General features: G+C 66.7%; 20 protein-coding genes. 18 read left to right on the top strand and 2 right to left on the bottom strand.

Annotation, left to right across the window (positions count from 1 at the left end; all coding sequences use genetic code 11):
* The 12 genes from EBN1_RS09560 to ilvA all read left to right on the top strand — a co-directional run bounded on the left by EBN1_RS09560 (window position 1) and on the right by ilvA (window position 10,347).
* Window positions 1–1,050 (top strand): TAXI family TRAP transporter solute-binding subunit, encoded by a 1,050-nt coding sequence (locus tag EBN1_RS09560; protein ID WP_011237743.1) that lies wholly within the window; start codon window positions 1–3, stop codon window positions 1,048–1,050.
* A gap of 116 nt (window positions 1,051–1,166) precedes the next feature.
* The gene (thiL, locus tag EBN1_RS09555; protein ID WP_011237742.1) at window positions 1,167–2,126 is read left to right on the top strand and encodes a thiamine-phosphate kinase; all 960 of its coding nucleotides are present in this window, start codon (window positions 1,167–1,169) and stop codon (window positions 2,124–2,126) included.
* A gap of 57 nt (window positions 2,127–2,183) precedes the next feature.
* Entirely contained in the window at window positions 2,184–2,663 is a 480-nt protein-coding gene (locus EBN1_RS09550) for a phosphatidylglycerophosphatase A family protein (protein ID WP_041647110.1), read from the top strand.
* A gap of 1 nt (window position 2,664) precedes the next feature.
* Entirely contained in the window at window positions 2,665–3,165 is a 501-nt protein-coding gene (locus EBN1_RS09545) for a CinA family protein (protein WP_011237740.1), read from the top strand.
* Window positions 3,166–3,227: 62 nt separating this feature from the next.
* Entirely contained in the window at window positions 3,228–4,268 is a 1,041-nt protein-coding gene (recA, locus tag EBN1_RS09540; RefSeq protein ID WP_011237739.1) for a recombinase RecA, read from the top strand.
* Between the two features lie 10 nt (window positions 4,269–4,278).
* Window positions 4,279–4,728, top strand: a complete 450-nt coding sequence (gene recX / locus EBN1_RS09535) for a recombination regulator RecX (RefSeq protein ID WP_041646128.1) — start codon at window positions 4,279–4,281, stop codon at window positions 4,726–4,728.
* Window positions 4,715–5,437, top strand: coding sequence for an LPS export ABC transporter ATP-binding protein (gene lptB / locus EBN1_RS09530; protein ID WP_011237737.1), 723 nt, complete (start codon window positions 4,715–4,717; stop codon window positions 5,435–5,437). The genes recX and lptB overlap by 14 nt, the downstream gene beginning before the upstream one ends.
* A gap of 20 nt (window positions 5,438–5,457) precedes the next feature.
* Complete coding sequence (locus EBN1_RS09525) at window positions 5,458–6,891, top strand: RNA polymerase factor sigma-54 (protein WP_011237736.1); 1,434 nt, start codon at window positions 5,458–5,460, stop codon at window positions 6,889–6,891.
* A gap of 14 nt (window positions 6,892–6,905) precedes the next feature.
* A complete protein-coding gene (gene hpf / locus EBN1_RS09520; protein ID WP_011237735.1) occupies window positions 6,906–7,229 on the top strand; it encodes a ribosome hibernation-promoting factor, HPF/YfiA family in 324 nt (107 codons plus the stop codon).
* A gap of 130 nt (window positions 7,230–7,359) precedes the next feature.
* Window positions 7,360–7,845 (top strand): PTS IIA-like nitrogen regulatory protein PtsN, encoded by a 486-nt coding sequence (ptsN, locus tag EBN1_RS09515; protein WP_011237734.1) that lies wholly within the window; start codon window positions 7,360–7,362, stop codon window positions 7,843–7,845.
* Window positions 7,814–8,755, top strand: a complete 942-nt coding sequence (hprK, locus tag EBN1_RS09510; RefSeq protein ID WP_011237733.1) for an HPr(Ser) kinase/phosphatase — start codon at window positions 7,814–7,816, stop codon at window positions 8,753–8,755. Before ptsN ends, hprK begins: the two co-directional genes overlap by 32 nt.
* A gap of 71 nt (window positions 8,756–8,826) precedes the next feature.
* On the top strand, window positions 8,827–10,347 hold the full coding sequence (gene ilvA, locus EBN1_RS09505; protein WP_011237732.1) for a threonine ammonia-lyase, biosynthetic: 1,521 nt from the start codon (window positions 8,827–8,829) through the stop codon (window positions 10,345–10,347).
* 9 nt (window positions 10,348–10,356) lie between these two features.
* Here the strand turns inward: ilvA and EBN1_RS09500 are convergent, their stop codons facing one another.
* Complete coding sequence (locus EBN1_RS09500) at window positions 10,357–10,854, bottom strand: 5-formyltetrahydrofolate cyclo-ligase (RefSeq protein WP_011237731.1); 498 nt, start codon at window positions 10,852–10,854, stop codon at window positions 10,357–10,359.
* 148 nt (window positions 10,855–11,002) lie between these two features.
* Here EBN1_RS09500 and EBN1_RS09495 point away from each other — a divergent pair, with 148 nt between their 5' ends.
* From EBN1_RS09495 to EBN1_RS09480, 4 genes are read left to right on the top strand one after another with little or no spacing between them, the layout of a single operon-like run.
* Window positions 11,003–12,937 carry a lytic transglycosylase domain-containing protein gene (locus EBN1_RS09495; protein WP_011237730.1) on the top strand — a complete coding sequence of 645 codons (1,935 nt, stop codon included), beginning with the start codon at window positions 11,003–11,005 and terminating at the stop codon, window positions 12,935–12,937.
* A gap of 33 nt (window positions 12,938–12,970) precedes the next feature.
* On the top strand, window positions 12,971–13,936 hold the full coding sequence (locus tag EBN1_RS09490; protein ID WP_011237729.1) for a complex I NDUFA9 subunit family protein: 966 nt from the start codon (window positions 12,971–12,973) through the stop codon (window positions 13,934–13,936).
* Between the two features lie 38 nt (window positions 13,937–13,974).
* On the top strand, window positions 13,975–14,631 hold the full coding sequence (locus EBN1_RS09485; protein ID WP_011237728.1) for a glutathione S-transferase family protein: 657 nt from the start codon (window positions 13,975–13,977) through the stop codon (window positions 14,629–14,631).
* Complete coding sequence (locus EBN1_RS09480) at window positions 14,631–15,854, top strand: multifunctional CCA addition/repair protein (protein ID WP_011237727.1); 1,224 nt, start codon at window positions 14,631–14,633, stop codon at window positions 15,852–15,854. Before EBN1_RS09485 ends, EBN1_RS09480 begins: the two co-directional genes overlap by 1 nt.
* A gap of 31 nt (window positions 15,855–15,885) precedes the next feature.
* On the opposite strand, the gene EBN1_RS09475 is transcribed toward EBN1_RS09480, so the two are convergent.
* Window positions 15,886–16,083 carry a DUF2905 domain-containing protein gene (locus EBN1_RS09475; RefSeq protein ID WP_011237726.1) on the bottom strand — a complete coding sequence of 66 codons (198 nt, stop codon included), beginning with the start codon at window positions 16,081–16,083 and terminating at the stop codon, window positions 15,886–15,888.
* A gap of 89 nt (window positions 16,084–16,172) precedes the next feature.
* On the opposite strand from EBN1_RS09475, the gene EBN1_RS09470 reads away from it, so the two are divergent.
* Both EBN1_RS09470 and EBN1_RS09465 read left to right on the top strand, forming a co-directional pair.
* A complete protein-coding gene (locus EBN1_RS09470) occupies window positions 16,173–16,793 on the top strand; it encodes a glutathione S-transferase family protein (protein WP_011237725.1) in 621 nt (206 codons plus the stop codon).
* Window positions 16,790–17,602 carry an alpha/beta hydrolase gene (locus EBN1_RS09465; protein ID WP_041646122.1) on the top strand — a complete coding sequence of 271 codons (813 nt, stop codon included), beginning with the start codon at window positions 16,790–16,792 and terminating at the stop codon, window positions 17,600–17,602. The genes EBN1_RS09470 and EBN1_RS09465 overlap by 4 nt, the downstream gene beginning before the upstream one ends.
* Window positions 17,603–17,634: the final 32 nt, after the last annotated feature.

Raw genomic sequence — 17,634 nt, 5'->3', positions numbered from 1 at the left:
ATGCGGATATCGGCGATCGGCATCGTTGCAGGAATCCTCCTCGCCCTGCAGGTTCCGGCAGCATCGGCGGCGGCGGAATTCAAGATCGTGACTGCGTCGGAACGCGGCACCTACATCCAGATCGGCCGCGACATCGCGAAACTCGTCGCCCCGGAAGCGAACATCGCGCTCGAGGTGCTGCCGTCGGCCGGCTCGGCCGAAAACGTGCGGCGCCTGCGCTACGAGCCCGGCGTGAAGTTCGCGATGGTGCAGTCGGACGTCTATCAGGCGTTCCTCGACCAGGCGCAGGAAGGCAACGTCGCTGCGGCCCGCATGCTGCACCCGCTGCGCGTGATCATGCCGCTGTACAACGAGGAGATCTACTTCATCACGCGCGCCGACACTCCGGCTGAATTCATCCACGAAATCAAGGACGCGAAAATCAACGTCGGCCCGGTGGGCAGCGGCACTGCGCTGTCGGCGACGACGCTGTACCGGCTGATGTTCGGCAAACCGATCGCCGAGGGAAACACCAGCTACCTTTCGAACGAGGACGCGCTCGTCAAGCTGCTGACCGAAAAGACGCTCGACGTCGTCGTCGTCGTCGCCGGGCAGCCGGCCAAGCTCCTGACCGACATGAAACCCGAGGCGCGGCAGTTCATCAAGCTGCTCAAGCTCGATCCGAACCACAGCACGACCCGAGCCGCGCTGCGCACGTATTTTCCGGCGACCGTGCGCGCCGCGAACTATCCCAACGTGCTGACCGAGGACGTCTCCGGCATCGCCGTCAAGGCGTTCCTCGTGACCTACAATTACACCCGTCCCGAGACGATCCGCTACCTGACAAGGTTCGCCGGATCGCTGTGCCGCAATTTCCCGCGCTTGCGTGCCGAAGGCCATCCGAAGTGGAATGAAGTCGAGCTTTCGCTGCCGGCGCTGGGCAAGGGCTGGTCCTACTTTCCGCCGATGGAGCAACACTTGCGCGCCTGCCCGGAGCTGACGGCGACGTCGCCGGCAGTCGAGCAGAAGCAGTGCACGCAGCAGGAAAAGATTCTCGGCCTGTGCGAGTGAGCGGGAACCCTGCGGAGAAATCCCGCAGCCGCGGAAAATAGTTCGGGCAGTCAGGGGCGGCCGGGTTAAGCTTTTCGACCCGATGAGCCGCTCCATTCCGCCTGCGCCGTGCCGCGATGCCTTCCGAATTCGACCTGATCCGCCGCCACTTCACCCGCCCCGCCCGTCACACCGAGCTCGCCGTCGGCGATGACGCGGCGCTGTTCACGCCGCGGCCGGGCATGCAGCTCGCAACCTCGACCGACATGCTCGTCGCCGGCACGCATTTCTTCGCCGACGCGGAGCCCGAGGCGCTCGGCTGGAAAGCGCTGGCGGTCAACATCTCCGATCTTGCGGCGATGGGAGCCGAACCGCGCTGGGCGCTGCTCGCGCTCGCCCTGCCGGCGGCCGACGAAGCGTGGATCGAGGCGTTCGCGCGCGGCCTCTTCGCGTGCGCCGCGCAGTTCGGCGTCGACCTCGCCGGCGGCGACACGACGCGCGGCCCGCTGAACCTGTGCGTGACGATCACCGGTGAAGTGCCGGCAGGCTCGGCGGTCACGCGCGCCGGCGCCCGTCCGGGCGACGATATCTGGATCACCGGCGAACCCGGCCGCGGGGCGCTCGGCCTCGCGTTCCTGCGCGGCGAGACGGCACTCGATGCCGCTGCGGTCACGCCGTGCATCGACGCGCTGCATCGCCCGCAGCCGCGCGTCGCTGCAGGCCTCGCGCTGCGCGGTGTCGCCCATGCGATGCTGGACGTCTCCGACGGACTGGTCGGCGATCTCACGCACATCCTCGAGGCTTCCGGCACCGGCGCGGTCCTCGACCTCGCCGCGCTGCCGCTCGGCGCGTTGCTCGCGGCCGGCGCCGACGTCGAATTCGCCCTGCGCTGCGTGCTCGGCGGCGGCGACGACTACGAGCTGCTATTCACCGCCGCCGCTGCGCAACGCGAGCACTTCGGCGCGCTCGCCCGGCGGCTGGATCTGCCGTTCACGCGCATCGGCACGATCACCGACCACGCCGGCTCCCTGCTGCTGCGCCACCCGGACGGTAGCGAACGCCCGCCCGAGTGCCGCAGCTACGATCATTTCATCTGATTTCCATTGGCGCTCCCGATGCTGCCACCTACCCCTGTGCGACAAGGGCCGACGATGCTGCCCCCGACGTGCCGCCTGCTCCTGAGCCATCCGGCCCATTTCATCTCGCTCGGCTTCGGCACGGGGCTCGCGCCGCACGCTCCCGGCACGGCCGGCACGCTCGCCGCCTGGCTGCTGTACCCGCTGCTGCGGACACCGATCTCGGATTTCGTGTTCCTCGCGCTGCTGGCGAGTTTCTTCGTCGCCGGCGTGATCGCCGCCGAGCGCACCGGCCGGGCCCTCGGCGTGCCCGACCACGGGGCGATCGTCTGGGACGAGATCGTCGCTTTCTGGCTGGTACTATTCTTCACTCCGGCGGGCCTGCTGTGGCAGAGCGTCGCTTTCGTGCTGTTCCGCTTTTTCGATATCGTCAAGCCGCAACCAATCCGGTGGGCGGACAGTCGCATCAAGGGTGGCCTGGGCGTGATGCTCGACGACGTGATCGCGGCCGGCTACGCCATTCTCGCGCTGGCTTTGCTGGTGCGTTTTTCTGGATGAGATGATGGACAGGGAACTGGCTGCTCTGTCGGCGGAAGCCGGGGCGTGGCTCGGTGCACGGGGCATGCGGCTTGCGAGCGCCGAATCGTGCACCGGCGGCTGGATCGCCGAAGTGGTCACGGCGACAGCTGGCAGCTCGGGGTGGTTCGACTGCGGGTTCGTGACCTACTCCAACGAAGCCAAGCAGGAACTTCTCGGGGTGACAGCGGCAACGCTGGCGGACTTCGGCGCGGTCAGCGAGGAAACGGTGCGCGAGATGGTCGCCGGCACGCTCGCCCGCAGCCGGGCCGACATTGCGCTGGCGGTGTCCGGCGTCGCCGGCCCGGGCGGCGGCACCTCGGCCAAGCCGGTCGGCATGGTGTGTTTCGCGTGGGGTCGACGCGGCGCAGCAATCGGCAGCGAAACGCGGCATTTTCCCGGGGACCGGGAAGCGGTGCGGCGCCAGGCGGTGATCCGGGCGTTGCGCGGGATAATGACATATGATTTCCCGGCAGGCCGCTGAGGCAGCACCCTGCGTCCCAGCAATCTCTGTGCCATAATTCGCAAAGTTTGAAAGGACACGACATGGACGACAACAAGGCCAAGGCCCTCGCCGCCGCGCTCTCGCAGATCGAGAAGCAGTTCGGCAAAGGCTCGATCATGCGGATGGGCGACGGCACCATCGAACGTGACATCCAGACGGTGTCGACCGGCTCGCTCGGTCTCGACATCGCGCTCGGTCTGGGCGGTTTGCCGCGCGGCCGGGTCGTCGAAATCTACGGCCCGGAATCCTCCGGCAAGACGACGTTGACGCTGCAGGTCATCGCCGAAATGCAGAAGCTCGGCGGCACCGCCGCATTCATCGATGCCGAGCATGCGCTCGACGTCGGCTACGCCGAGAAGCTCGGCGTGAACATCCAGGACCTCCTGATCTCGCAGCCGGACACCGGTGAGCAGGCGCTCGAGATCGCCGACATGCTGGTGCGTTCGGGAGGCGTCGAGATCGTCGTCATCGACTCGGTCGCGGCGCTGACTCCGAAAGCCGAGATCGAAGGCGAGATGGGCGACCAGCTGCCCGGCCTGCAGGCCCGCCTGATGAGCCAGGCGCTCAGGAAGCTCACCGCGAACATCAAGCGCACCAACACCCTGGTGATCTTCATCAACCAGATCCGCATGAAGATCGGCGTGATGTTCGGTAGCCCGGAGACCACGACCGGCGGCAACGCGCTGAAGTTCTACGCCTCGGTACGGCTCGACATCCGCCGCACTGGCGCGATCAAGAAAGGCGACGAAGTGGTCGGCTCCGAGACGCGCTGCAAGGTCGTCAAGAACAAGGTCGCGCCGCCGTTCAAGGAAGCGCATTTCGACATCCTCTACGGCGAAGGCATCTCGCGCGAAGGCGAGATCATCGACCTCGGCGTGCAGCACAAGATCGTCGACAAGTCCGGCGCATGGTATGCGTACAAGGGCGAGAAGATCGGCCAGGGCAAGGACAATTCACGCGAATTCCTGCGCGCGAACCCGGCTCTCGCGCGCGAGATCGAAAACAAGGTCCGCGCGCAGGTCGGCCTGAACGCGATGGCTGTCGAGGCTGCACCCGCCGGGGTGGCTCCGGTCGAGCCCTGAGCGGCGCACGATGGCTGAAATCAGCTTGCGGGAACGGGCGATACGCCATCTCGCGCGACGCGACCATTCCCGCGCCGAACTCGCCCGCAAGCTGGCGCCCTACGGCACGGCCGAGGAAATCGACGACGTCCTGAACCGCATGCACGAACTGGAACTGCTCTCCGACCGGCGCTTCGCCGAAGCCTGGGTGCGCGGCAAGGCCGCCCGCTTCGGCACTGCCCGCCTGCGCCACGACCTGGCGCAGCGCGGAGTGGCGCGCGAGACCGTCGATGCGGCGCTGGTGAGCGAAGGCGGCGGTGACGAACTCGGTCGCGCCCGCCAGGTATGGACGGGCAAGTTCGGCGCTGCCCCGGCCGATGCCCGGGAATGGGCGAAGCAGGCGCGCTTCCTGCAAAGCCGCGGCTTCGGCGGCGACGTGATCCGCAAGGTACTGAACGAGACGCCCGATGAGTCTGCTTAAGGTTGCCGGGCTGCAGAAGCGCTACAAGGCGCGCACGGTCGTCCACGACGTCGGCTTCGAAGTCGGCAGCGGCGAAGTCGTCGGACTGCTCGGGCCGAACGGCGCCGGCAAAACGACCTGTTTCTACATGATCGTCGGGCTCGTGCGGGCCGACGGCGGCGACATCACGCTCGACGAGGCGCTTCTCACGCACCTGCCGATCCACGCTCGCGCACGCCTCGGGCTGTCTTATCTGCCGCAGGAGATGAGCGTCTTTCGCAAGCTCACGGTCGCCGAGAACATCCGCGCAGTGCTCGAACTGCAGACGCTCACTGAAGAAGAGATCACCACGCGACTCGAACAACTGCTCGAGGAGCTCGGCATCGCGCATCTGCGCGACAACACCGCGATCTCGCTGTCGGGCGGCGAGCGGCGGCGCTGCGAAATCGCCCGCGCCCTCGCGACCGACCCGCGCCTGATCCTGCTCGACGAGCCGTTCGCCGGCGTCGACCCGATCGCGGTGCTCGACATCCAGAAGATCATCCGTTTCCTCAAGGACCGCGGCATCGGGGTGCTGATCACCGACCACAACGTGCGCGAGACGCTCGGTATCTGCGACCGCGCCTACATCATCAGCGAAGGCCGCGTGCTCGCCAGCGGACGGCCGGGCGAAATCGTCGCCAACGAGAGAGTCCGTCAGGTCTATCTCGGCGAGCATTTCCGCCTCTGAGCCAGATCGAGCACCTCCCGATGAAGCCGACCCTCCAGCTCAAACTCTCCCAGCACCTCACGCTGACACCGCAACTGCAGCAGTCGATCAAGCTGTTGCAGTTATCGACGCTCGAACTGAACCAGGAGCTCGAACGCTTCCTGCTCGAGAACCCGATGCTCGAACGCGAGGACGGCGACGGCAGCGATTTTGTCCCCCCGCCCGCCACGGCCGCAGCTACAGGCGGCGAAAACGAAAATCCTCCCGCGGCGAGCGAACAGCACCCCGACGCGGGACCGGCGAACCTCGACGAAGCCGGTGAGTGGTCGAGCGCGGGAAGCGGCTCGTCGAACCGCGACGACGAGGACGACAGCGACTACCAGGAGTTCCAGGCGGCGGAAACCAGCCTGCGCGATCACCTCGACCAGCAGGTCAGCCTGTCGCCGCTGTCCGATCGCGACCGCGCGCTGGTGCGCTTCATCATCGAGGCGCTCGACGACGACGGCTATCTGAACCAGTCGCTCGAAGAGCTGCTGCCGCTGTTGCCGCCGGAACTCGAATACGACCTCGACGACCTGTCGATCGCACTACACCATGTGCAGAACCTCGACCCCGCAGGCGTCGCGGCGCGCACGCCGCAGGAATGCCTCAGCCTGCAGCTGCGCGCGATGCGCCCGACTCCAGCGCGCGAGCTCGCGCTGAAGATCGTCGACCATCACCTCGAGCTTCTTGCCGAACGCAACTTCGTCCGCCTCAAGCGCCTGCTCGGTTGCGACGACGATGCGCTGCGCTGCGCGCACCTGCTGATCTGCAGCCTCGACCCGCACCCGGGCTCCCAGCATTCAGTGCAGGAAACGCGCTACATCATGCCCGACGTCGTCGTGCGCAAGCAGCGCGGGCGCTGGGTCGTCACGCTGAATCCCGAAGCGATGCCGAAACTGCGCATCAACTCGCTGTACGCCAGCATCCTGCAGCAGAATCGCGGCTCCGGCGGCGCCTTGACGAGTCAGTTGCAGGAAGCGCGCTGGCTGATCAAGAACGTGCAGCAGCGTTTCGACACGATCCTGCGCGTCTCCCAGGCGATCGTTGACCAGCAGCGGCAGTTCTTCGATTATGGCGAGGTGGCGATGCGCCCGCTGACGCTGAGGGAAATCGCGGACCAACTGGAACTGCACGAATCCACCGTTTCGCGGGTCACGACACAGAAATTCATGGCCACCCCGCGAGGCGTGTTCGAACTGAAGTATTTTTTCGGCAGTCACGTCGCCACCGATACGGGTGGAGCGGCATCCTCAACGGCGATTCGCGCGCTGATCCGCCAGTTGGTCGAAGCCGAAGACGGAAAAAAACCTCTGTCCGACGCAAAGATTGCCGAATTGTTGGGCCAGCAGGGTATCGTGGTGGCGCGGCGCACCATTGCAAAATACCGCGAATCACTCAATATCCCGCCGGTCAGCCTGCGCAAGACGATTTGAAAAGAGGAATGATCATGAATCTCAACATCACCGGACATCATGTCGAAGTCAGCCCCGCGATTCGCGAATATGTCACGAACAAGCTCGACCGCGTGATCCGCCACTTCGACAACGTGACGAGCGTCGGCGTGATTCTTTCGGTGGAAAAGCTCCGGCAGAAAGCCGAAGTGACCCTGCACGTGCGCGGCAAGGACATCTATGTCGAGAGCGACGACGTCGACCTGTATGCGGCGATCGACGCGATGGTCGACAAGCTCGACCGCCAAGTCATGAAATACAAGCAGAAAGCGTTCGACCACAACCACGACGCGCTGAAGCACCAAAGCACGGAACTCTGATCGAGTCCCTCTCTCTTCCCGCTCCGGGGGGTGTCTATAATGCGTGGGCATCCGTCCCACGCCTGCGACACGCCCTACGACTTTTCTCGCGCGCGGCACCTCTTCCGGCGTCGCGCGCGTCATGAGCAGCATGAGCCTCATTGCCGAACTCCTGCCACCTTCAAACGTGGTCATCGACCTCGACGCGAGCAGCAAGAAGCGCGTCTTTGAACAGGCTGGCCTGCTGTTCGAGAACAACCACGGCATCGCCCACAGCGTGGTGTTCGACAGCCTGTTTTCACGCGAACGCCTCGGTTCGACCGGGCTCGGTCAGGGGATCGCGATTCCCCACGGCCGCATCAAGGGCCTGAAGGACGCGGCGGGCGCATTTCTGCGTCTCGCGACGCCCGTGCAGTTCGACGCGCCGGACGGGCGACCGGTCAATATGCTGTTCGTGCTGCTGGTGCCGGAGCAGGCGAACGAGCGCCACCTGCAGTTGCTCTCCGAACTCGCGCAGATGTTCAGCGACCGCGACTTCCGCGAGCGCCTGCTCGATGCGCCCGATGCCGCCACGATCCACTCCCTGTTCGCCTCCTGGGGACCCCATGCGACAGACGAACGTCGCGCTGCTGTATGAAGCCCAGCGCGAAAGGCTGGCGCTGACGCACGTCAGCGGACAGCTCGACCGCACGATTTCGGTCACTGAAGACCGCATCTGGCCGGCAGACCTGATCGGCCACCTGAACCTGATCCACCCCGCCCGGTTGCAGATCCTCGGGGCCGCCGAGCTGTCCTGGGCACAGCGTCAGTCCCGCGAGAAAATCGGCCATCACCTCACCGAGATCATCAACGCCCGGCCCCCGGCGATCATCGTCGCCGACAGGTGTCAGCCCCCTCCGATCCTGTGCACGATCTGCGAGAACGCCGATATAGCGCTCTTTACCACGCCTCATCCTGCCGCCAGCGTCATCGATCAGCTCCGTCTGTACCTGTCGCGCGAGCTCTCCGAGAAAATCTCGCTGCACGGTGTGTTCATGGACGTGCTTGGACTGGGCGTGTTCATCACCGGCAATTCGGGCGCGGGAAAGTCCGAACTCGCGCTGGAGCTGATCTCGCGCGGCCATGGCCTGGTGGCTGACGACATCGTCGAATTCTCGCGCATCGCGCCGACCGTGCTCGAAGGCCGCTGCCCCGCAATGCTCAAGGATTTCATCGAAGTGCGCGGTCTGGGCATCCTCAATATCCGCACCATCTTCGGCGAGACCGCATGCCGCCGGAAGATGCGCCTGCGTCTCGTGGTCCATCTCGAGCGGCGTCTGCCCGGCCAGACCGATCCTTCGCGGCTGCCGATGCACCGCGAAACCCAGGAGGTGCTGGGCGTGCCGGTCCTCCGCGCGATCCTGCCGGTCGCGGCCGGCCGCAACATCGCGGTGCTGCTCGAGGCGGCCGTGCGCTCGACGATCCTGCAGCTGCGCGGCATCGACTCGACGCAGGAATTCATCGACCGGCAGCAACGCATGCTCGAAGGCGAGCCGGGCCCGGACTGACCCCACGCTTGCCGCCGTGCCACGCCGGCTGCTACGCTCGTTCCCTTTGTTCTCCCGCTCAGGGACCGCCGATGACTGCCGCAATCCCGGATTATCTGGAAAAAACCCTCAACGCCCGCGTCTATGACGTCGCGGAAGAAACTCCGCTCGACCTCGCCCCGAACCTGTCCGCACGCATCCACAACCGCATCTACCTCAAGCGCGAGGACATGCAGCCGGTATTCAGCTTCAAGCTGCGCGGGGCCTACAACAAGATGGCGCACCTGCCGCCGCAGGCGCTCAAGCGGGGGGTGATCTGCGCCTCGGCCGGCAATCATGCACAAGGCGTCGCGCTGTCGGCGCAGAAGCTCGGGGTGCGCGCGGTGATCGTGATGCCGACTTCGACGCCGCAGATCAAGGTCGACGCGGTCAGGGCGCGGGGCGGCGAGGTGGTGCTCGCCGGTGACTCCTACTCGGACGCCTACGCCCACTCGCTGGAACTGGAAAAGGTGGACAAGCTCACTTTCGTCCATCCTTATGACGACCCGGACGTCATCGCCGGACAGGGCACGATCGGCATGGAGATCCTGCGCGCGCACCCCGATCCGATCCACGCGATTTTCTGCGCCGTTGGCGGCGGCGGACTGATCGCCGGCGTTGCCGCCTACGTGAAGCGGCTGCGGCCCGAAATCAGGATCGTCGGCGTCGAGACGGTGGACGCCGACGCGATGACGCGCTCGCTCGCAGCGGGCGAACGGGTCGTTCTCGACCAGGTCGGCCTGTTCGCCGACGGCACCGCGGTCAAGCAGATCGGCGAAGAGACTTTCCGGCTGTGCCGGGAGTATGTCGACGAGATGGTCCTCGTCGACAACGACGCGATCTGCGCCGCCCTGAAAGACGTCTTCGAGGACACGCGCTCGATCCTCGAGCCTTCCGGCGCGCTGGCGATCGCCGGGGCGAAGGAATACGCGAAGCGCCACAATCTGCATGGCAAGTGCCTGGTAGCGGTGGCGTCCGGCGCGAACATGAATTTCGATCGCCTGCGTTTCGTTGCCGAACGCGCCGAAGTGGGCGAGCAACGCGAGGCGGTGTTCGCCGTGACGATCCCGGAACGCCCCGGCTCGTTCCGCAAATTCTGCAGCCTCGTCGGCGATCGCCACATCACCGAGTTCAACTATCGCTACGCCGACGCCGAACAGGCGCACATCTTCGTCGGCGTGTCGGTGCACAACCGCGCCGAGGCGTCCCGCCTCATCGAGATGCTCGGGCGCCACGAACTGCCGGCAGTCGACCTCACCGACGACGAAATGGCGAAGAGCCACGTCCGCTACATGGTCGGCGGACACGCGCCGCACATCGACAACGAGCTGGTGTACCGCTTCGAATTCCCCGAGCGCCCCGGTGCCCTGATGAATTTCCTCACGAATCTGCACTCGGACTGGAACATCAGCCTGTTCCACTACCGCAACCACGGCTCGGATTCGGGTCGCGTGCTGGTCGGCATGCAGGTGCCTCCCGGCGACAAGACGGCATTCAGCGCGTTTCTCGACCGGCTCGGCTATGAATCCGCCGATGAGTCCGGGAACCCGGCATACCGCATGTTCCTCGGCTGAACCCCCGCTTCAGGCAGCGTGCGGCCGGACCGGGAAAGCCCCTGTTTCGGTCACGATCCACTGCATCGGGCGGTCGTGGCGCTGCGGATACACCGTTTCGGCCCGCCCCAGCTCGAAGCCGACACCGACCGCGACCGTGTCGATCAGCGCCAGCGTGCGATCGAAATAGCCGCCACCGTAGCCGAGCCGGTAGCCGGCGGCGTCGAACGCGTTGCACGGCACCAGCACCGCGTCGGGCACGATCGCCGCGCCGGCGGGCGGATGCGGGATGCCGTGACGATCGAAGATCATTTCCATGCCCGGCATCCACCTGCGGAACACCATCGGCGTTGCCTTTGCCTGTACCACCGGCAGCGCCGCGATGCGCGAGGGTCCGCCGGCGAGCCAGCGGCACATCCATGCACGCAGGTCGGGCTCGGCCCGATACGGCCAGCAGAACGCCAGCACGCGCGGGGCAAGTCGCGTGACCACCCCCTCAAGATGCGCTTCGAGCTGCTCCGTGAGCATCGCGCGGCGCTCGTCCGGCAGCGCCAGGCGCTCGGCGCACGCGCGCTCGCGCAGTGCCCGCCGGATGCGGTCCACGTCGTCATCGGCAGGGGAAACGGGGGTCGTCACTGTGCTAAGGTGAGTCGAATCAAAAACAGGATGGTAAGGGATGATCAAGGGATTGTGGGCGGGCGTGGCCCTGGGGTTGATGGTTCTGAGCGCGGGAGTGCTCGGCGATCCCGGGGATGAACGGATCCTGGCGGCGCGGGAGGCGCTGCGCACCGGCGACCGGGACGCGCTCGAGCAGCTCGATACGCAACGCACTTCACATCCGCTCGATCCGTACGTCAGGTACTGGCTGCTGTCGAACAAGCTTGCGCGCCCCGATCCGGCGCCGATCATCGAGTTGACCGAGTTCCTGCTGCAGGATCCCGACAGCCTGCTGGCGGAACGCCTGCGCGCCGACTGGCTGCGCCGCACGGTGCGCGACGAGGACTGGCCGGGATTCCTGCGCCTGTACGTCGACCTGCGCGAACCGGACGCCGAGCTGCGCTGCCATTACCGCACCGCCCGGCTCAACCTCGGCGACACCAAAGTGCTGGCCGAGACGCGCGCCCAGTGGATGGAACTGAGCGACAGCCACGTCGCCTGCGAGCCGGTCCTGCGCGCACTCGCGACCGGCGGCGCTGTCGGCGCGGACGAGCTGTGGTGGCGATTCCGCCGGCAGATCGAGAGCCGCAGCTTCACCGCGGCGCGCAGCACGCTCGCCTGGCTCGCGGCCGGCGAAATGCCGAAGCTCGCCAGTTTCGACCACGCAGTGAAGTCCCCCGAAGCGTACCTCGACCGCCTGCCCGCGAACTTCGCCGCGACCCGGCCCGGCCGCGAGCTCGCCTTGACGGCGCTGGTCAGCCTCGCGCGCAAGGACGACCCGCGCGCCGCGCAGGTCCGTTTTCAGCGCATCAGCGATCGGCTCGATCACGACGAACGGGCCTACGCCCACGCGGTTCTCGGCCATTACGGCGCGCTCGCGCGCCTGCCGCAGGCCTCCGAGTGGTACCGCGCGGCCGGCGACGTGGCGATGAGCAGCGAGCAGCGCGCGTGGCGAGTGCGCGCGGCGCTGCGGGTAGAGGACTGGCGCATGGTGGAGTCCTCGATCGAGGCGCTGCCGGCGGCCGAGCAGGCCAACGCGGAGTGGATCTACTGGCTGGGCCGCGCACGCGCTGCCCTCGGCCGCGCGGACGAAGCTGCGGCGCTTTACCGGCGCATTGCTGGCGAACCGCATTTTTACGGCCTGCTAGCGGCCGAAGAAGACGGCGAGCTTTTTTCCGCACCGACCGGCAACGGCGCGGTGACGGCGGGCGACACCGCGCGAGCCGCAGCCAATCCCGGCCTGCAGCGGGCACTCGCGCTGTACCGGCTCGACCTGCGCACCGACGCGGCGCGCGAGTGGAACTGGGCCCTGCGCGGCCAGGATGAAGGTTTCCTCATCGCGGCCGCACGCCTCGCGCTCAGGCACGAGATCTTCGACCGCGCCATCAACACCGCCGAGCGCACCGATGCGCACGCCAACTTCGACCTGCGCTACATCACGCCGTATCGTCCACTGATCGAGCCGCAGGTACGCGAGCGCGGGCTCGACATCAGCTGGGTATACGGGCTGATGCGCCAGGAAAGCCGCTTCATCGCACCGGCGCGTTCGAGTTCCGGCGCGCAGGGGCTGATGCAGGTGATGCCTGCGACCGGCAAATGGGTCGCCGGCAAGATCGGTCTGCCGGACTACCACGTAGGCATGCTCACCGACCCCAACACCAACGTGCTGCTGGGCACGAGCTACATGCGGCTGATCCTCGACGGACTCGACAATCATCCGGTGCTCGCATCGGCCGGCTACAATGCAGGGCCGAGCCGGGCGCGACGCTGGCGCGACCAGCGCTCGCTCGAAGGCGCGATCTATGCCGAAACGATTCCTTTCGACGAGACGCGCGACTATGTCAAGAAGGTGATGTCCAACGCGGTCATCTATGCGGCGATGCTCGAAGGCCGGCCCCAGTCGCTGAAGCAGCGGCTCGGCACGATCGCTCCCCGACCCGCCGAGGACCAGTGACCATCGCAACGTTGCCTGCACGGGAGCCTCAACATGAAAATCGAACGCGTCGCGCTCATCGGCGGCTCCGGCTTCCTCGGCAGCGCAGTGGCCAACCAACTTGCCGGAGCCGCTGTCGAGGTCGTCGTTCCGACTCGCCGTGCGAGCCGTGCGCGGCATCTGCTGCTGCTGCCGACCGTCGATGTCGTCGAGGCGGACGTGCATGATCCGGCGACGCTCGCGCACCTCGTCAGCGGCGTCGATGCGGTCATCAACCTCGTCGGGATCCTGCACTCCCGGTCGGGCTCCCCGTATGGCCGGGATTTCGCGCGCGCGCATGTCGAATTGCCGCAAAAGATCGTCGCTGCGTGCCACGCCGCGCGCGTTCCCCATCTCGTGCATGTGAGCGCGCTCGGCGCCTCGCCCGACGGTCCGTCCGAATACCTGCGCTCGAAAGCCGCCGGCGAAGCGGCGATACGCGCCAGCGGCGACGCCCCGGCCTGGACGGTGCTGCGTCCCGCGGTGATGTTCGGCCGCGGCGACCACTTCACGAACCTCTTCGCCAGGCTGGCAACACGTTTTCCGCTCCTGCCGCTGGCCGGCGCGCGCGCGCGATTCCAGCCCGTGCACGTCGAAGACGTGGCTGCGGTCATCTGCCGCTGCCTGCGCGATCCGGCCGCCATCGGCGAGACGTTCGAACTCGCCGGGCCGCGCGTCTATACGCTGCGCGAGCTGGTCGAATACATCAGCGAGCTGGCCAGTGCACCACGCCCGATCCTCCCCCTGCCGAACGGGCTCGCGATGATGCAGGCGGCGCTGATGGAATGGCTGCCGAACCCGATAATGAGCCGCGACAACCTGCGCTCGATGCGCGTCGACAACGTCGCGAGCGGCGCGCCGCTGCCGTTCGGCATGACACCGACGCCGCTGGAGGCCGTCGCGCCGTCATATATCGGCGACAGGTCGCAACGCGCCCGCTACTATTCGATGCGTAGCCACTCCGGCCGACTCCACGGCTGAACGGCCGGACGATTTTCCACCTGACGGAGACTTCGCGCATGAAACTGATCATCGGCAACAAGAACTACTCGTCCTGGTCGTTGCGTGCGTGGCTCGCGGCGAAGGCCAGCGGCCAGCAGTTCGAGGAGATCCGCATCGCGCTGTTCATCCCCGGCAGCCGCGAACGCATCCTGTCGCATTCGCCGTCCGGGAAAGTGCCGTGCCTGATCGATCACGGCCTGGCGATCTGGGACTCGCTCGCGATCTGCGAATACCTCGCCGAGAAGGCACCAGGGCTGTGGCCGGCTAACACCGCGGCGCGCGCGATCGCCCGCTCGGTCAGCGCCGAGATGCATTCCGGCTTCACCGACCTGCGCCAGCACATGACGATGAACATCCGCAAGGACTACGCCGGCCAGGGACACAACGCGGCGGTCGATGCGAACATCGCACGCATCGAGGCGATCTGGAACGATTGCCGCGAGCGTTTCGGCACGCAGGCGAATCCTGCCGGGCCATATCTGTTCGGCGCGTTCTCGGCAGCCGATGCGATGTACGCGCCAATCTGCTTCCGCTTCAAGACCTACGGCGTGCGACCCGCCGCAGCCGCGGGCGAGTACCTCGACGCGATGCTCGCGCACCCGCTGATGCAGGAGTGGGCAGCGGCAGCGAATGCCGAAAGCGAATCGATCCCGTCCGAAGATCTTTACGGCTGATGCGCGTTTATGTCGTCGGCGGCGCAGTGCGCGACCGCCTGCTCGGCCTGCCGGTGCAGGATCATGACTGGGTGGTCGTCGGCGCGACCCCCGACGAGATGCTGGCGCGCGGCTTTCGCGCCGTCGGCAAGGATTTCCCGGTGTTCCTCCATCCTCGCACCGGCGAGGAATACGCCCTCGCGCGTACCGAGCGCAAGAGCGGCCGCGGCTATACCGGTTTCACCGTGCACGCCTCCCCGGACGTCACGCTCGAAGAGGACCTGCGCCGCCGCGACCTGACGATCAACGCAATGGCGCAGGACGAGGACGGCACGCTGATCGACCCGTACGGCGGTCGCCGGGACCTCGAAAACCGCGTGTTCCGCCATGTCAGCGAAGCGTTCGCCGAAGATCCGGTGCGCGTGCTGCGCGTCGCACGCTTTGCCGCGCGCTTCGAGGGGTTTTCCGTCGCAGGCGAAACGCTTGCGCTGATGCGCACGATGGTCGATGACGGCGAGGTCGACCATCTGGTCGCGGAGCGCGTGTGGCAGGAGCTCGCCCGCGGCCTGATGGAAACCCGCCCGTCGCGGATGTTTGCCGTGCTGCGCGAATGCTGCGCGCTCGCGCGCATCCTGCCCGAAGTCGATCGCCTGTTCGGGGTGCCGCAACCGCCGCAGCACCACCCGGAAGTCGACACCGGCATCCACGTGATGGCGGTCGTCGACCACGCCGCGGCCACCGCGCAGCCGCTCGCCGTCCGCTGGGCCTGCCTGCTGCACGACCTGGGCAAAGCCGACACGCCCGTGCACGTATTGCCGCATCACTACGGCCACGAGGCGAAGAGCGCCGATCGCGCGCGGGCCGTGTCGGAGCGCCTGAAGGCGCCGCTCGAGTGCCGCGACCTCGCCGTGCTGCTGGCGCGCGAGCACGGCATCCTGCATCAGGCACGGGCATTGCGTCCGGTGACGATCGTGAAGCTGCTCGAGCGCACTGACGCGCTGCGCCGCCCGGAGCGTTTCGGCCTGTTGCTCGAAGCCGCGGCGTGTGATTTCCATGGGCGGCCCGGCATGGCCGAGCGCCCTTATGTACAGGCCGCGATCTGGCAGGCCGCGCTCGCCGCGGTCCGTTCGGTCGACGCGGGAGCGATTGCGCGCAGCTGCACCGACAAGGCAAGCATTCCGCAACGCGTGCACGAGGCCCGGGTTGCGGCCGTCAAGGCTCGGCATGCGGAAGAGAAAGACTGACTCCGCTCGCCGCCCGTTCGCAGGGAGCGATTCACAATGCCCGCAGCAGCGCCCACCCGAGAACACACAGCAGTATCGTGCTGGTGAATGGCAGATGAATGGCACGGCCCCACAGGCGGAAATGAAAATCGCCCGGCAGATGGCCGAAGCGCAGGCGGCGCATGACGTCCGGCCTGAGCAGGCCGGTCAGGAGGACGATCACCGCCACCACGACCAGCCACTTGAGCATTCCCATCTCCGCCCCAAATTCGCATTAGACCCCGCGAGGGGTGCGTCTCGCAACGCGGCCTTCGCGCCGCCATCGACGGAGCCTGTCCGATGATCACGCTTTACACCTGGACCACGCCCAACGGCCGCAAGATCTCCATCGCCCTCGAGGAACTCGGGCTGCGCTACGAAACGCGCCCGATCGACATTTCACGCGGCGATCAATTCACGCCCGAGTTCCTCGCGCTGAACCCGAACAATCGCATCCCGGTGATCGTCGATGACGAAGGGCCGGACGGCCAGCCGATCACCGTCATCGAATCCGGCGCGATCCTGCTGTACCTCGCGGAAAAGACCGGACGCCTGTTGCCGCCCGGAGCGCGGGGCCGCTGCGAGGCGATCCAGTGGCTGATGTTCCAGATGGGCAGCGTCGGCCCGATGCTCGGGCAGGCGCACCACTTCCTGCGTTACGCGCCGGAAGTGATCCCGTACGCGGTCGAACGCTACTCGAAGGAAGCCGAGCGCCTCTACGGCGTCCTAAATACCCGTCTCGCCGGCCGCGACTGGCTCGCAGGCGCGGACTATTCGGTCGCCGACATCGCGACGTTTCCGTGGATCGCGAGCCACGACTGGCAGGGAATCGACCTCGACCGCTTCCCCGAGGTGCGGCGATGGTTCGATGCGATCGCGGCGCGGCCGGCAGTGCAGCGCGGCATGGCGGTGCCGCAATGAGCGCACGGCATTTCGGCGAACTCGAGGTGATCGCGCGCGCCCCGGCGGGCAAGGCGGTTTCGCCGGTCCCGCTGCTGTTCATCCACGGCGCCTACACCGGCGCGTGGTGCTGGGACGAATATTTTTTGCCGTATTTCGCCGCTGCCGGCTTCGACTGTTATGCGCTGTCGCTGTCCGGCCACGGCGCAAGCCGCAGGCGCGGAGGGCTCGATTCGTTCTCGATCGACGACTACGTACGCGACGTCAGCGAAGTCGTCGCCGCGTTGCCGCGGACGCCGGCGCTGATCGGCCACTCGATGGGCGGAATGGTGATACAGAAGTACCTCGAGCACGCCGACGTCCCCGCCGTCGCGCTACTGTGCTCGGTCCCGCCGCAAGGGCTGATGGGCTCGGCGCTGGGCCTGATGCTCAACAAGCCGCATCTCCTGGGGAACCTGAACCAGATGCTCGCCGGCAGCCAGCCCGACCCGGAAAGCCTGCGCGAAGCCCTGTTCCACCAGCCGGTCGATGACGACGCGCTGATGCGCTACTACCATCTGTGCCAGCCTGAATCCCACCGCGCGGTGTGGGACATGACGCTCTTCAACCTGCCGCAACCTGCACGCATGCATCGTCCGCCGATGCTGATCGTCGGCACGGAACACGATCACCTCATCCCGCCGGCGCAGGTCGCGATGACCGCGGCGCTCTACGGACTGGAGGCGACGATCATCCCCGGCATGGGGCATGGAGTCATGCTCGAGCGCGACTGGCAAAGTGTTGCGGAAATGCTCCTTGACTGGCTCACGGTACAACTTGTCGAAGTTTAGTGCTGGAAACTGTAATCATTCGGCGCCAAGAT

This window comes from Aromatoleum aromaticum EbN1, assembly GCF_000025965.1.
Classification (GTDB): domain Bacteria; phylum Pseudomonadota; class Gammaproteobacteria; order Burkholderiales; family Rhodocyclaceae; genus Aromatoleum; species Aromatoleum aromaticum.
Note: the sequence above shows the minus strand (reverse complement) of the source record. Positions and strands in the feature narration are given on the sequence as shown.